14 protein-coding genes are annotated in these 15,132 nt (G+C 66.5%); 3 read left to right on the forward strand and 11 right to left on the reverse strand.

Annotated features, from left to right (window positions below; all coding sequences use genetic code 11):
* Positions 1-52 precede the first annotated feature (52 nt).
* Positions 53-1,585 carry an aldehyde dehydrogenase family protein gene (locus C451_RS18190; protein ID WP_007742883.1) on the forward strand — a complete coding sequence of 511 codons (1,533 nt, stop codon included), beginning with the start codon at positions 53-55 and terminating at the stop codon, positions 1,583-1,585.
* Positions 1,586-1,606: 21 nt separating this feature from the next.
* Here the strand turns inward: C451_RS18190 and C451_RS18195 are convergent, their stop codons facing one another.
* The 9 genes from C451_RS18195 to C451_RS18230 form a co-directional block, all read right to left on the reverse strand.
* Complete coding sequence (locus C451_RS18195; protein WP_007742893.1) at positions 1,607-2,497, reverse strand: polysaccharide deacetylase family protein; 891 nt, start codon at positions 2,495-2,497, stop codon at positions 1,607-1,609.
* On the reverse strand, positions 2,490-3,554 hold the full coding sequence (gene wecB / locus C451_RS18200; protein ID WP_007742895.1) for a non-hydrolyzing UDP-N-acetylglucosamine 2-epimerase: 1,065 nt from the start codon (positions 3,552-3,554) through the stop codon (positions 2,490-2,492). Before wecB ends, C451_RS18195 begins: the two co-directional genes overlap by 8 nt.
* Positions 3,551-4,588, reverse strand: coding sequence for a glycosyltransferase (locus C451_RS18205; protein WP_007742896.1), 1,038 nt, complete (start codon positions 4,586-4,588; stop codon positions 3,551-3,553). Before C451_RS18205 ends, wecB begins: the two co-directional genes overlap by 4 nt.
* Positions 4,581-5,939, reverse strand: coding sequence for a nucleotide sugar dehydrogenase (locus C451_RS18210; RefSeq protein ID WP_007742897.1), 1,359 nt, complete (start codon positions 5,937-5,939; stop codon positions 4,581-4,583). The genes C451_RS18205 and C451_RS18210 overlap by 8 nt, the downstream gene beginning before the upstream one ends.
* Positions 5,936-6,907, reverse strand: coding sequence for a Gfo/Idh/MocA family protein (locus C451_RS18215; RefSeq protein WP_007742898.1), 972 nt, complete (start codon positions 6,905-6,907; stop codon positions 5,936-5,938). Before C451_RS18215 ends, C451_RS18210 begins: the two co-directional genes overlap by 4 nt.
* On the reverse strand, positions 6,904-7,986 hold the full coding sequence (locus tag C451_RS18220) for a DegT/DnrJ/EryC1/StrS family aminotransferase (RefSeq protein WP_007742899.1): 1,083 nt from the start codon (positions 7,984-7,986) through the stop codon (positions 6,904-6,906). The genes C451_RS18215 and C451_RS18220 overlap by 4 nt, the downstream gene beginning before the upstream one ends.
* Entirely contained in the window at positions 7,983-8,573 is a 591-nt protein-coding gene (locus C451_RS18225; protein ID WP_007742900.1) for an acyltransferase, read from the reverse strand. Before C451_RS18225 ends, C451_RS18220 begins: the two co-directional genes overlap by 4 nt.
* Positions 8,570-8,692, reverse strand: coding sequence for a hypothetical protein (locus tag C451_RS24130; protein ID WP_275039340.1), 123 nt, complete (start codon positions 8,690-8,692; stop codon positions 8,570-8,572). Before C451_RS24130 ends, C451_RS18225 begins: the two co-directional genes overlap by 4 nt.
* Before the next feature lie 148 nt (positions 8,693-8,840).
* Positions 8,841-10,388, reverse strand: a complete 1,548-nt coding sequence (locus C451_RS18230) for a flippase (RefSeq protein ID WP_007742901.1) — start codon at positions 10,386-10,388, stop codon at positions 8,841-8,843.
* Between the two features lie 188 nt (positions 10,389-10,576).
* On the opposite strand from C451_RS18230, the gene C451_RS18235 reads away from it, so the two are divergent.
* Together C451_RS18235 and C451_RS18240 are read left to right on the forward strand one after the other, a co-directional pair.
* Positions 10,577-12,220 carry an alkaline phosphatase family protein gene (locus C451_RS18235; protein WP_007742910.1) on the forward strand — a complete coding sequence of 548 codons (1,644 nt, stop codon included), beginning with the start codon at positions 10,577-10,579 and terminating at the stop codon, positions 12,218-12,220.
* Positions 12,217-13,221, forward strand: coding sequence for a GNAT family N-acetyltransferase (locus C451_RS18240; protein WP_007742911.1), 1,005 nt, complete (start codon positions 12,217-12,219; stop codon positions 13,219-13,221). Before C451_RS18235 ends, C451_RS18240 begins: the two co-directional genes overlap by 4 nt.
* Before the next feature lie 21 nt (positions 13,222-13,242).
* Here C451_RS18240 and C451_RS18245 read toward each other — a convergent pair whose 3' ends face one another.
* Positions 13,243-13,848, reverse strand: a complete 606-nt coding sequence (locus C451_RS18245) for a metal-dependent hydrolase (protein WP_241431257.1) — start codon at positions 13,846-13,848, stop codon at positions 13,243-13,245.
* Complete coding sequence (locus C451_RS18250) at positions 13,841-14,971, reverse strand: DUF1616 domain-containing protein (protein ID WP_007742913.1); 1,131 nt, start codon at positions 14,969-14,971, stop codon at positions 13,841-13,843. Before C451_RS18250 ends, C451_RS18245 begins: the two co-directional genes overlap by 8 nt.
* Positions 14,972-15,132 lie beyond the last annotated feature (161 nt).

Below are 15,132 nucleotides of genomic sequence, written 5' to 3' on the forward strand. Positions count from 1 at the left end.
ACACTCCGACAGCGCGACGTTTTTGTACCCGGCGGTCGCAATTCTTGCCGAGATGAGTCAACAGCTCAGCGAGCCGTCCCAACACTACGTCGACGGCGAATGGATCGACGGCGACGGCGCAGAGACTTTCGAGAGCACCAATCCCGCGACGGGCGAGAGCCTCGGCGAGTTCCAGCGCGGCACGGACGCGGACGTCGACCGTGCGCTCGCGGCCGCCGACGACGCCTTCGAGGAGTGGGCCGGGCTCTCCTACACAGACCGCGCGGAGTATCTCTGGGAGATCTACCACGAGCTCAAGGAGCGCCACGAGGAGCTCGGCGAGATCGTCTCCAAGGAGTGTGGCAAGGAGATCTCCGAGGGGAAAGCCGACGTCAACGAGGCGTGGGACATGGTCGAGTGGGCCGCCGGCGACGCCCGCCACCCCCACGGTGACGTCGTTCCCTCGGAAATCGCCGGCAAGGACGCCTACATGCGCCGCAAACCCCGCGGCGTGATCGGCTGTATCACGCCGTGGAACTTCCCGGTCGCCATTCCCTTCTGGCACATGGCCGTCTCGCTGGTCGAGGGGAACACTGTCGTCTGGAAACCAGCCGAACAGACACCGTGGTGTGGCCAGGTCATCGCCGAGATGTTCGCGGAGACCGGCATCCCCGACGGCGTGTTCAACATGGTGCAGGGCTACGGCGACGCCGGCGAGGCGATCGTCGACGACGACCGCGTTCAGACCGTGCTGTTCACCGGGTCGGCCGAGGTCGGCCACGAGATCAGTGGGAAAGTCGGCGGCGAGGCGGGCAAGCTCGCAGCCTGCGAGATGGGCGGGAAGAACGGCATCGTGATCACCGACGAGGCCGACATGGAGACGGCCGTCCACTCGGCGGTGATGAGCTCGTTCAAGACGACGGGCCAGCGCTGTGTCTCCTCCGAGCGGATCATCGTCCACGAGGATATCTACGACGAGTTCAAGGAGCAGTTCGTCGACATCGCCGAGGACGTCGCCGTCGGCGACCCTCTGGACGAGAACACGTTCATGGGGCCGCTCATCGAGGACGAACACAAGGACAAAGTCACCGACTACAACGACCTCGCCTACGACGAGGACGTCGACGTGCTCGTCGATCGCACGGAACTCGACGAGAGCGAGATCCCTGAGGGCCACGAGGACGGCGTCTGGGTCGGCCCGTTCGTCTACGAGGCCGATCCCGAGGCCGACCTCCGCGTCACTCACGAAGAAGTGTTCGGCCCGCACGTCGCGCTCATGCCCTACTCGGGCGACATCGAGAAAGCGGTCGAGATCCACAACGACACCGAGTACGGGCTCGCCGGAGCCATCATCTCCGAGAACTACCACGAGATCAACTACTTCCGCGACAACGCCGAGATCGGGCTCGCCTACGGCAATCTCCCGTGTATCGGCGCGGAGATCCAACTCCCGTTCGGCGGCGTGAAGAAGTCGGGCAACGGCTACCCGAGCGCGCGCGAGATCATCGAGGCCGTCACCGAGCGTACCGCCTGGACGCTCAACAACGCCGAGGGGATCCAGATGGCACAGGGTCTCTCGGCCGACATCACGACGAAGGACGACTGAGACAGCGGTTCGATTTTTTCGTCAGTCGGCAGTGTCCGCGGCTGCATCGAGTGCGGCGATATCGTCTCCGTCCTCGACGAGTCGGCCGTGGCACTCCGCCGGCGGGCCGATCCATGCATCCAGCTCCAGCGCGCGCTCGATGAGCCGTCGGTAGAGCGTCCGGTAGCCCGGGAAGTCGTCGCTCAGATAGCGCGGATGCCAGAGTACGGTCATCACCGCGTCGTTCGCGGCGGCCTCCGTGAGTAGTCGTTCGCAGGCTTCCCAGGCCCCGTCGGCGCTGTCGTGCTGTTCGAACAACGCGACCTCCATCAGTGTCAGCGGAAAGACGGTAAAATCGTCGCCGAACGGGTGGATGGGGTCGTAGCCGTGGGTGAACCCGTACTCGGTGCTCGATCCGAGCGAACTGTCGTAGGAGAGCCCGATCGTCCGGTGGTGGTCCCACGTCGCGGGCACACGGTTGAGGAAGTGCTGACGGCCCCCTTTCACCGGGTGGCCAAGCACACGTTCGACCATCTCCTTCTCCGTCACGAGGCGCTCGCGGTCATCGTAGGAGTCGTAGGAGCCGTGGAGACCCACCTCCCAGCCGCCCGCGTCGAGCTCCTCGATGACCCTCGCCATTCGCGGAGCCGACACGTCGTAGCGCCCGAGATGTTCGATCCAGTAGCGCGGGCGCAGCCATTTCCCGAGGGAACGGTTTCGCAGCCCGCGCTCGGAGAGGAAGTAGAACGCCGAGCGCACGCCGAACTCGTCCTCGAGTTCCATCAGCGAGTCGAACTGCCAGTAGGGGTTGATCTGGGGTGCGAGCCCTGCGAGTCGCGAGGGATCGCGCTCGACCAGCGCGTCAGAAATCGCCTGATAGCTCTTGTACGGCCGGTCGACGTCGTGGGTGAGACAGAGTGCGAACTCAGCCATCGGTCTCTTCGAGCAGCGCGACCATCCGTTCGGCGGCGTCGCCGTCGCCGTAGAGTTCGGGCTTTTCCGGCAGCGTGATCTCCCGGTGGAGTTCGCGCTCGATCGCCGCCTCGTCTGCTCCCACCAGCGTGTTCCAGCCGGCGTCGACGGTCTCGACCCACTCGGTCTCCTCGCGCAGGGTCACACAGGGCGTATCGAGGAAGAACGCCTCCTTCTGCACGCCGCCGGAGTCGGTGGCGACGCGCTCGGCCCCGTCGAGCAGGCGGACGAAGTCGAGATAGCCCTGCGGTTCGATCACCGTCAACTGCTGCTCGACCGTCTCGCGGAGCCCGTAGGTCTCGAGGCAGTCGGCCGTCCGCGGATGGATCGGGAGGACCACCTCACGATCGGCCGCGCCGAGCGCGCGCATGATCGCCGCGAGGCGCTCACGATCGTCGGTGTTGCCGGCGCGGTGGACGGTCGCGAGGACGTACTCGCCGGCGGTGAGGTCGTGGTCGTCGAGCACCGTCGAGTGATCGGCCGCGCGGGTGCGCGCCCAGAGGATGGCGTCGTACATCACGTCGCCGGTCAGATGGACGTTCTCGATCCCCTCCGTTTCGAGGTTCGTGACGCCGCGCTCGGTCGGCGCGAACAGGAGGTCGGAGACGTGATCGGTGAGGATGCGGTTGGTCTCCTCGGGCATCGCGTCGTTGTGACTCCGCAGGCCGGCCTCGACGTGGGCGAGGGGAGCGTCGGTCTTGGCGGTCACGAGCGCACCCGCGAGCGTGGAGTTGGTGTCGCCGTAGACGACGATCGCGTCGGGCTCCTCGCGCTCGACGAGTTCGCCGAAGCGCGTCACCATCTCGCCGGTCTGCTGGCCGTGCGTGCCGGAGCCGACGCCGAGATTGTACTCGGGTGTCGGAATGGCGAGCTCCTCGAAGAACACCTCCGACATCGCCTCGCTGTAGTGTTGGCCGGTGTGGACGAGCACCTCCTCGTGGCGATCGGCGAGTGCACGCGAGACGGGGAAGGCTTTGATGAACTGTGGGCGCGCGCCGACGAGCGAGACGACCTTCATCGTCCCTCCCGGTCGGCATGGCCCGTTCCCTCGTACTGTGGCACGCGCAGCCCCTCGTTCGTCTCCAGATCGTAGGCCATTCCGACCGCGATCGCGATCACGCCGACGATGAGCAACAGCAGGGAGAGCGCGCCCTGGACGAACCCCACTCCGCTGTCGATCAGCGTCCCGAGCGTGAACAGTCCGCCGAGCGCGCCCACGATCGTACTGGCGATGCCGGCCGAATAGAGCAGGATGAGCGGGTGGAAATCGTGGATCACGTAGCGGGCCACCAGTCGGCGGACGAAGTTCCGCGCGAGCAGCACCGAGAGCCGCGGCACGAACGACGAGTAGCGAATCCCGCTCTGTTCCTCGCCGTAGACCGCCGGGTGGGAGACGTCGGCAACGCGACACTGATGGATGTTGAGCGTCGTGAGCATGTCGTTCAGAAAGCCGTAATCGTCGTACAGACCGTCGATGTCGATGCGCGCGAGCGCGTCGCCCGAGATCGCCGTAAAGCCGTTCTGTGGATCGCTCATCCCCCAGTAGCCGCTCGAAATCTTGGTGAGGTAGGTGAGCAACGAGTTACCGAAAAACCGCCAGTTCGACATCTGCTTGCGGTCGCGGTGGAGCAGGCGCGTCCCCTTCGCGTAGTCGGCCCAGCCCTCCGCGACCGGCTCGACGATGCGCGCGAGCATGTCGGGGTTCATCTGTCCGTCGGCGTCCATCACCGCCACGACGTCGATATCGTCGTCGAGGGCGTGGCGATAGCCGGTCTTGGTTGCCCCGCCGCGGCCGTGGTTGGTCTCGTGATGGATCGGCTCGACGACACCCTCGAAGGTCGCGCCGCCGTCGGCGAGCGTCGTCGTCTCTCGACGGTTGCGGTTGGCGCGCTCGGCGTGGCGTTGGATCTCCGCCCAGGTGTCGTCGGTCGAGCAGTCGTCGACGGCGTAGACGCGATCGACGTACGCCGGCAGGGTCTCGATGACCCGCCCGACGAACGCCTCCTCGTTGTGAGCTGGTATGACCACGCCCACGCGCTTGTCGTTATACATCGCGACCGCTCCCTATCGTATACACCCTGTGTGGGGTGTCTGATAAATCAAGCGCTCCGCGCCCATCGACGACGACCAGCGGCGAGGGGAAGGCCTGCCAGTCGATCCGCTCGAACTGTTCGTGTGGCGTCACCATGACGACGCCGTCGATCGCGCGATCGGTGAGCCCATCGATGGAGACGGGCGTCGCGTCGAACTCATTGAAATCGTCGATCAGCGGGTCCGCACAGAGCACGTCGGCCCCGGCGGCCGCGAGTCCGTCGATGATGGGGCCGGCGGGCGTCGCGGCGGTCTCGGCGACGCCGGGCCGGTAGGCGACACCCAGCACGAGCACCGTCGTCTCGTCCAGAGAGCGGCCCTCGGCTTCGAACTCCTCGTGAAGTTTCCGCACCGTGAATTCCGGCATGCTGTCGTTGACCGCGCGTGCCGTCCGGAGCAACGGCGCGTCCTCGGCGCGATCGTTGGCGAGGAAGTAGGGGTAGTAGGGGATACAGTGACCGCCGACGCCCGCGCCGGGGTCGTGGATCTCACAGAACGGCTGGGTGTTGGCGGTCGCGATCGCCTCGCGCACGTCGATCCCGAGTTCGTCGGTGAACCGGGCCAGCTCGTTGGCGAGGGCGATGTTCACGTCGCGATAGACTCCTTCGAACAGTTTGACCGCTTCGGCCGTCGTCGCGTCCGCGACGGTGATGACGCCCTTCGCGTTGAGCTGTTCGTAGATGGTGTGGGCCGCCTGCGTGCTCTCGTCGTCGATCCCGCCGACGACTTTCGGGTAGGCACCCCTGATGTCCTCGAGCGCGCGCCCGCTCGACGTGCGCTCGGGACAGAAGGCGACGCCGAACTCGCCGGCCGAGAGATCGCTCTCGGCTTCGAGCAGGGGTGTGACGACCTCCCGACAGGTCTTGGGCGGTACCGTACACTCGACGACGACGAGATCGCCCGCCGACAGCCCCGAGGCGACGTCCCGGACGACGGATTCGAGGATCGAAATGTCGGGATCGTTTCCCTCGGTGAGTCGCGTCGGGACGATGACGACGTGGACCGACGCTTCCGCGGCCGCCGTGCGGTTGTCGGTCGCACGGAGCGCGTCGTCCGCGACGAGCCGTTCGACGAGTGCGTCGAGACCCGGTTCGCCCTCGACGTGGCACTCGCCGCGCTCGATCCCGTCGACGACCGCCTCGTCGGCGTCCGCACCGACGACGTTGCCACAGACCTCGGCGTACGCCGCCGCCAGCGGCAGCCCCATCTTCCCGAGCCCGTACACTCCGACGGGGATCTCCCCGTCACGAAACGCTTCACGCGTGCGCTCGCGTGCGCCGCCGTAGGGCGCGACGGACTCGGCACGACTCATCGAACCTCTGCCTCCATGCGATCGTCGGCCAGCCGGTCGATCCGGCGGGCGACCGACAGCGCGCGGAGGCCGTCCTCGGCGGTCACGAGCGGCGTCGTCCGCTCGCGAACGCAGTCGACGAACGAGGCCAGCTCCTCCTTCAGCGGCTCGCCGCTGTCGACCATCGGCCGTTCGACGACACCCTCGTGGCGGTAGTGCATCCCACTCTTTCGCTCGACGTATTCGGGCAGCGAGTGGCGGTGGATGGCGACCGAGCGATCGATGTAGTCGACGGCGATCCAGCACTCGTGGGTCGTGATCGAGAGCTGTCTGATCTTCTTCTGGGTGACGCGACTCGCGGTGAGGCTGGCGACGACGCCGCCGTCGAAGCGCAGCTGAGCGTCGATATAGCGGTTCTCCTCGGCACCGAGGGCGTTCACCGTCGTGACGTCCTCGCCGATGAGCGAGAGCACCACGTCGATGTCGTGGATCATCAGGTCCATCACGGCGTTGTCCGCGATGGTGCGCTCGCGCGGCGAACCGAGTCGCTGGGCGTCGATCGCGATGATCTCCTGTTCGTCGAGGATCTCGGCGACGGCGCGCACGGCCGGGTTGAACCGCTCGATGTGGCCGACCTGGATGACGGCATCGCGATCGTGTGCCAGATCGGCGAGCTCTCGGCCGGTCTCCGGATCGGCGACGAACGGCTTCTCGACGAGCACGTCGACGTCCGCCTCGATGCACTCGCGGGCGAGATCGGCGTGGTGGGCCGTCGGCACCGCGATCGAGACCGCGTCGGCGTGATCGAGCAGTTCCGCCCGCGAACGCGCCTGGGTGCCGTGGCTCGCGGCGATCTCACGCGCCCGGTCGGCGTCGGTATCGGCGACGCCCACGAGCTCGACGTCCGGGAGTTCGGCGTAGACGCGCGCATGGTTCTGGCCCATGCTGCCGACGCCGATAACGCCGACCCGCGTCGGCGCTGTACTCACTCGACCACCTCCGTGGCGATAGCGTTCACGATGTCCGTGATGTCCGATGGGGAGAGGTTTGGATGTACCGGTAGCGAGAGGACCTCTCGGCTCGCGCGCTCGGCGACCGGCAGCGAGCGCTCGACATCGCGGTAGGCCGGCTGTTCGTGGATCGGGATCGGATAGTAGATCCCGCTGTCGATGTCGGCCGCGTCGAGCGCCGCGTCGAGCGCGTCGCGGTGTTCGCTCCGGACGGTGTACTGGTGGTAGACGTGGCGTCGCCCGTCGGGTTCGACGGGCGTGTCGATGACGTCGGGCAGCTCGTCGGTGAGCCGCTCGGCGTTCGCACGCCGTGTCTCGTTGTACTTCGGCAACCGATCGAGCTGGACACGGCCGATGGCCGCGAGCACACTCGTCATGCGGTAGTTCTGGCCGACGGTGTTGTGTTCGTAGCTGTCGCCATCGGGGTCGCGGCCGTGGTTGACGAAGCTCGCCGCGCGTTCGGCGACGTCCGCGTCGTCGGTGAGTACCATCCCGCCCTCGCCGGTGGTCATGTTCTTCGTCGGATAGAACGAGAAACAGGCCGCGTCGCCGAACGAGCCGACGCGCTCGCCGTCGAATTCGGCACCGTGGGCCTGTGCGGCGTCCTCGATCACGAGGAGATCGTGTTCGTCGGCGATCTCCAGCAGGTGATCCATCGTGGCCGGCAACCCGTAGAGATGGACGGGCATGATCGCGTCGACGTCGCGCTCGCGGACGATTTCCTCGACGGCGTGGGGGTCGATCGTGTAGGTTTCGGGATCGATGTCGGCGAAGACCGGTTCGGCACCCGCCAGCCGGATGGCGTTCGCGCTGGCGATCATCGAGAACGGCGTCGTCACCACGGTGTCGCCCGGCCCGAGACCGAGCGCCTCGACGGCCGTGTGGAGCGCGGTCGTCCCGTTGGTCGTCGCCACGCCGTGGGCAGCACCGCAGAAGTCGGCGAACTCCTCCTCGAAGGCGCGTACTTCGGGGCCGTCGGCGAACTGGCCACTGTCGAGAACGTCCACGACACGTTCCTTCTCGCGCTCGCCGAGTTCCGGGTCGGCTATCGGAATCATAGTTGGTTGGCTCCTGTGAGGTCTTTCGGCAGTGGTTCGTGGCGTGCAGGGACGCCGACCGCCAGCGTCTCCGGCGGGACGTCCTCCGTGACGACCGCGCCGGCGGCGACGAACGCGCCTTCACTGACGGTGACGTCCGGCAGCAGCGTCGCGTTCGCGCCGATCGAGACGTCGTCTTCGAGCGTCGGGCCGACGAGCTCCGCCTCGCGGCGCAGAGGGTGTGGATCGTTCGTGAGCACCGCGCGCGGTCCGACGAACACCCGATCGCCGATCGTCGTCTCGGTCGGAACGTACACCCCGGTCTGGAGGCTGACGTGTGAGCCGATCGTCGACGAGCCGTCGATGGTGGTGTCGGTGCCGACGAGCACGTCGTCGCCGACGATCGTGTTCTCGCGAACGACGGCGTTGTGACCGGTGGTGAACTCGTCGCCGATCGAGCTGTCGGCGTAGACGATGGTGCCGTCACGGATCGTCGCATCGTCGCCGATCACGGCGGGCGGGGCGTCGGCGTCGTGGACGTAGCCGACGGTCGCGCCGTCGTCGACGGAACTGTTCGCACCGAGGCGTGCGCGCGTCTCGTCGCTCATCGGGGATCTCCGGGCGTCGGTCGGCCGGCCGTCGTGCCGTCGGACGAGCGGGTTACGGGGTCCGTCCCGGCGGCGCGGCCGTCTTCAGCGGTCGTGTCGTCTGTGATATGGTCTGTCATTCGATGGAGGTGGGTGGAGCGAAGCGATTGAATGACTGGTCGTGTTCGATCTCATTGAGGTACACTTCGTTCTCACATATGTGTTTTCCCATCCGACGAAAATCGCAGCCTATCCGTCTGACGTCCGTCATCCGTGACCGGCCGCCGATCACTCGCGGCGCGAGGGGATGTAGCGGCGGATCACGGGCACGCGGATGCCGAGGCGCTCCTCGATCTGTTCGATCGGGATCTCGTCTTCGGCCTGGAGACAACCAGTGACGGCGACCAGCGCCACCGCGACGAGGCCGGCACCGATGGCGAACAGCGGCAGCGTGACGACCGACAGCTCCACGACGTTCGACAGCCCGAACGCGAGTGGGAAGAGGACGAGCGGCAGGAGGACGAACGTCTTGACGGTCGATCGCGAGAACGGCGAGATGCCCGACAGCCGCCAGAGCACCAGCATGGCGATGGCGTTGAGCGAGAAAAACGAGAGCGCCGAGGCCAGCGCCGCACCGACGACGCCGTACGACGGCACGAGCACGACGTTGAGAACGATGTTGAGCACGGCTGCAGCGGTGTTCACCACGAGGATATACGTCGTGTAGCCGAACGCCGAGAGCGTGTCCTGACACCGCCCGTTGGCCGCGCTGGTGAAGAAACCGATCGAGAGGATCGCGAGCGCCGCCGACGAGCGCGGATCGGTCACGTCGAAGACGATCTCGACGACGTCGCCGGAGAAGGCGACGAACGTCAGAAAGAGCGGGAAGGCGACGATATAGATCCACTTGGTCGTGATCTTGTAGATGCGATCGACCTCTTCACGGTTGCTATCGTCGTCGAGGCGTGAGGCCAGCGGGAGATAGAGGAAACCGAACACCGAGAGGATCACGGGTAGCCCGGCCGCGAGCGGATAGCCGTAGTTGTAGATGCCGGCAGCGTTCGGGGCCGACGCGAGTGCGCCGAGCATCAGCGTGTCTACCTGCGAGAGGATCGAGGAAACCGCCGAGGCGACCACGAGCGGAAGGGAAAACCGAACCATCGCGCCCGCGTGCGTCCGGAAGGGGCCCCGGAGCGAGAGCAGTCGGTTGAGCAGGATGTGTGCAACGACGAGGGCGACTACCGCCGCGGCGACGTAGGCATAGCCCGCCGCGAGCACGCCCATCCCCATCCCGAACAGCAGGACGAGGAGGATGCCGACGCGCAGGCCGTTGTAGAGCAGATCGTACGCGTAGGTCCGGTAGATGGTGTTCTCGTGGCCACGGATCGCGCCAACGGCGACGCGCAGCCCGACGACGAGCGGGATCGCTATCGCGAACAATGTGACCAGCAGCGGCGGTGAATCGGCACCGAAGAACACGCGCCGCACCCAGTCGCCGCCGGCGATCAGCCCGCCGGCGATGACGATCCCGGCGAGTCCCGCGATGACGATGCCCGTCACCCAGACGCCGCGCACGTCGCGCTCGTCGTCGAACCGGGACATGAAGCGTGGGATCCCCTCGTTGAAGCCGACGAGCGCGATCGTCGAGCTAAGCATCAGTATCGAGAACCCCTTGCTGAACGCGTCGAACGCGGGCTGGGAGAGCACGCGACCGAGCAGCACCTGTTCGAACAGTTTCGAAAACGCGCCCAGTAGACTGCCGATCAGCATGAGGCTCGCACTCGACACCAGCGACGAGAGGTTCGACTCCTCGGCCGCCGACTGTTCGTTCGCCATTCAGTACCCGTCGGAGGCCGCCGATGTCGGTCGCGCCGATCTCGATCGGGAGCGACGCGTGAACTGTACGGAGGGACTCATTACGTCAGTCCGACTCCAGCACTGCCAAACAGCCTTTCGTTCTCGCCTCGGGCGGCCGCGCCGTGCATCGGTAGATTCACGGCCGCCGCACCGACTACCACCACCGAATGGACGACGAACGTCGCCCCGGATCGGGGCTGGAGACGCTGCTCGTCGGGCTGGATGCGGCCTGCGGGCCGGTGTTCGACCGCCTCGACAAGCGCGGGGCCGAGCTGCCGGCGCTGGAGGGAATCCTCGCGGACGGCGCGAGCGGCCCGCTCGAATCGCAGCTGCCGCCGTGGACCGCGAGCGCGTGGCCCTCGCTCTACACGGGGACGAACCCCGGCAACCACGGCGTCTTCGGCTTTCTCGACTACTCGGGCTACGACTGGGACGTGGTGAACGCGACCGACGTGCGCGAGCACGCACTCTGGGAACTGCTCGACGACGAGGGGAAATCGTCCGTCGTCGTCAACGTGCCCGTCACCCACCCACCCAAGGAATTCGACGGCGCGTTGATCCCGGGCTACGTCGCGCCCGATTCGCCGACCTGCCATCCTGACGGACTGCTCGACGACGTCCGCGAGGAACTCGGGGCGTACCGGGTCTATCCGCGCCACACCGGCGGTAGGGAGGCGACTACTGAAGAAAAGATCGACGAGTATCGGACGGTGACGCGGATGCGCGGCGAGGCCTTCCGCTATCTCTCCGATCGCTTCTCGCCGGCGTTCGGTTTCGTCCAGTTCCAGACGACGGACACCGTCTTCCACGAGTGTCCCGGCGATTTCGCCGCGCTCCAGGCGGTCTACGAGGCCGTCGACGAGCAGGTCGGCGAGATCCTCGATGCCTGCGATCCCGACACCGTCATCGTCGCCAGCGATCACGGCATCGGAAAATACAGCGGCTACGATGTGCGCGTGAACTCCCTCCTGCGCGACGAGGGCTACGTCGAGACAGCCCGTGGCGGCGGGATGCCCTCGTGGGACGTGCTCCGCGACGAGCAGTTCTTCGACGACGAGGAAAGCGAGAGCGGCACCGACGCGCTGCTCGAAAAGGCGATGGGCGGGCTGACGCGCGTGGGTATCACGAGCCAGCGGATCAACGCCGTGCTCGACCGTCTCGGGCTCGCCGAGTTCGTCGTCGCCCACGCACCCAAGGCGATGGTTCGTGCCGGCACCGAGCGGGTGGATTTCCCCGCCTCGACGGCGTACGCACGCTCACATATCGAGTGTGGCGTCCGACTGAACGTCGCCGGGCGCGAACCCGACGGCGTCGTTCCGGCCGACGAGTACGAAGAAGTCCGGACGGAACTCATCGATCGCCTCGCCGCCCTCGAAACGCCCGACGGAAAGCCGGCGTTCGACGACGTCGCCCCCCGCGAGGACTACTTCCACGGCTCGGAGGCCGAGGATGCGGTCGATATCGTTCTCGTCCCCCGTGATTTCGACCAGTTCCTCTCGACGCAGTTGCGTGGAGAGACGTTCGGCCCGCCGACCGAGCCCTACAACCACAAACGCGACGGGATGATCGCCGCGACGGGTGCGGGCATCGATAGCGACGGATCGCTCGCGGACGCACATCTGTTCGATGTCGCGCCGACCGTGCTCGCGTCGCTCGGACTCCCGCGCGGCGACCACATGGATGGCGGAGTGCTGGATATCGTCGAATCGACCGGTGAGCGGACCTATCCGGAGTACGACGGACAGGCGCGCGAGACGACCGACGAACAGGCAGTCGAGGACCGACTCTCGGATCTGGGGTATATGGAATGAGCATCGAGATACGCAGCGCGACCGACGACGATCTGGACAAGTGGAACAGCTACGTGGAGCGCTCGCCGCAGTCGAACCCCTTCCATCGACAGGGGAGTCTCGCGGCGCTCGCGGCACACGCCGACGCCGATCTGCACCCCCTGATCGGGTTCAAGGGGCAGGAGCCGGTGGGGATCTTCCCGATCTTCGCCGTCGAGCGACTGGGGGTGCCGATGGCCTTCTCGCCACCGCCCGATCTCCTGGTTCCGTATCTCGGGCCGGCGCTGCTGAACATGGGAAAGCTGAAACAGCGAAAGCGCGAGCGCCGTCATCAGCGGTTCGTCGACGGCTGCATCGAGTGGGTCGACGAGCATGTCGGACCGCGCTACACCCACGTCCGCAGTGACTATCGGTACACGGATCTCCGCCCGCTCGAATGGAACGAACTGGCGGCGTCGCTCGGCCACACGTACACTGTGGATCTCTCGATCGGCGCGGACGAACTGTTGAAACGGTTCAGCAGCGACGCGCGGAGCAACGTCCGCGACGGAGTTCCCGAAAACTGCACCATCGAGGAGGGCGGCGAGCGGGCGATCCGGCGCATCGTCACCCAGATCTATCGCCGGTACGAGGCACAGGACAAGTCCTACGGCGTCACGCCAGGGTTCGTCCTTGACCTGCGCGAGCGCCTGCCGGAGGGCTGCCTGCGCGCGTACGTCTGCCGGATCGACGGCCGATTCGCCGGCGGGATGATCACGCTCGAAGACGAGGGCACGATCCACCGCTGGCAAGGTGGCGCGAAACACGACGCCGCCATCCCCGTCAACGATCACGTCGACTGGTGGATCATGCGAGACGCGATGGAGCGCGACATTGACTCGTACGATCTCGTCGGTGCGGATTCGCGCCGGCTCAACAAATACAAGGCGAAGTTCGATCCCGATCTCAGAACGTATCACGAGGCCGAGCGCGCCGGCACGACCATGCGACTCGCGCGAGCGGCCTATACGACTCTTCGCTGATTGCGTCGTCGCTGATGTTCCTCAGTGCGAGCTTCGACCCGTCACCCGGCCGAGGGCACGCCCGATGATCCCGATACCGGGACGCCCGTCGTAAAGCCAGAGGGCGACGACGCCGACCATGAACAGGACGTACGCCACGCCGATGGGACTGAACAGCATCGGCAGGAAGTCGCTCATGTAGTAGGCAGCGTTTTCGAGCAGTCCCGCACCGGCTCCGGGGCCGACGATCGGGTCCGAGACGTCGACGCCCGGGCGAGCCATCGCGGGCCAGAACAGCGGCCAGTAGGAGGGGTCGCCGGTTGCGAGCGAGGGCAGTACGTCGGCCGGGAGATGCGAGAGATAGCCCACGACGAACGCACTCGCGAGTTGTGTGTACGAAAGGCGACGGGCGACGACGAGCACGAGCGCCGAGAACGGGAGTGCGAAAAAGAGCGAGTGCGCGAGCACGCCCGCCGGCAGGAGATCGAACGACCACGACAGCGGCTTGTCGACGAGGTCGGCGAACTGCGTGCCGACGACGAGCGCGATCGTCGCCGCGCCGGTCGGCGTGCGTCCGCGGAGATGGGTGAGCAGCGAGTAGCAGAGATAGCCGACCGCGACGTGACCCCAGGGGAACACGTCAGGCACTCCCGTTGCCGCCACCGGCTCCGCCGCCACCAGCACCGGTTCCGCCACTACCGGCTCCACCGCCACCCGAAACGTTCACCGAGAGATGGACCGACCGATAGGCGTTCTCCTCGGTGGGGTTCTGCGGTGGATCACCCTGATAGAGCAGGTAGACGAGCTGCAGGTCGTTCTCGGCGATGTTCGGCGTGACGGTGTGCTGGCGCTGCCACGTCCGGTTCTCCGGGACGGTCTGTGTCGAGAACCGCTCGAGTGTGTTCCGCGTGAGCACTTCCTCGCCGTCGTAGCGCTGGAGCTGGGCCACCACCGAGTAGTTCGCCGGTTCGCCCTCGTGGTTCTGGAGCTGGACGGTGAGCTGTTGGGGCTGATCGACGGTCATGTTCGGCGGATAGTCGCCGACCGTGAACTCCCCGGAGCCGTCCTGCGTGCCGACGGCGAAGTTCGTCGTCGACGAGCCGTCCTGTGGCACCGCGAGCGCGTAGGTCATGCTCGCAGCGCCGACGAGTACGCTGAGCACCAGCACGACGTTGAGAAGTGCGTCGACCGACGAGCCGGTGAGCCCGCCGACGAAGTCGTCGATCCAGTAGCCGACCGGCACGCCGAAACGCTCGTCGCGCGGCAGCCCGAGTCGGCGGACGAACCCGATGGCGGCACAGATCACTGCAAAGCCGACGAGCACCGCGACGATCGGTCCCGTATGGTAGGGCGAGTCAGTGCCGAACAGGAGCGTGGAGAAATCGAGCACGAGCGCGAGCAGCGGCACGAGGAACAGGCTGAGCCCGAACGAGAGCGCCACACGCTCACCCCAGCGGACGCCGCGGTGTTGGATCGACCGTAGGCTCGAAAACGTCCGCGTCATGCCCGATAGCGAACTCACCTGGCCCGCGTTCCGCGAGGGGCGACCGGGGAACAGCGCCGACAGCACCGTGTAGCCAGGGACGAACAGCAGGAGTGGGATCCCGACGATGAACTGCAGCGTCGAGGGGAGACCGACGACGAGGAGACCGCCACCGACGAGCGCGTAGGCGACGACGAGCAGGAGGTCGCCCGGCAGCCCGCCGAGGGCCGAGGCGCTCTCGGCGTAGCGGTCGGCCGTCGTGTTCTCCGAGAGTGAATCACGGGACACCGTATTCGCCCTCTCGGGTGGGTGGGTTCTTGAGTGTGTTCGTTCGCCATCGCCCGGCGGTCACGCGACCCCACCAGCGAGTCGTGTTTCGATAATCAAAACGTACGTAGTTGTAGGTAACTGATACGCACTTGTTATGGTTCTCCAGTGTATAGGGGAAC

The sequence above is a fragment of the Halococcus thailandensis JCM 13552 genome, assembly GCF_000336715.1.
Taxonomy (GTDB): Archaea; Halobacteriota; Halobacteria; order Halobacteriales; family Halococcaceae; genus Halococcus; species Halococcus thailandensis.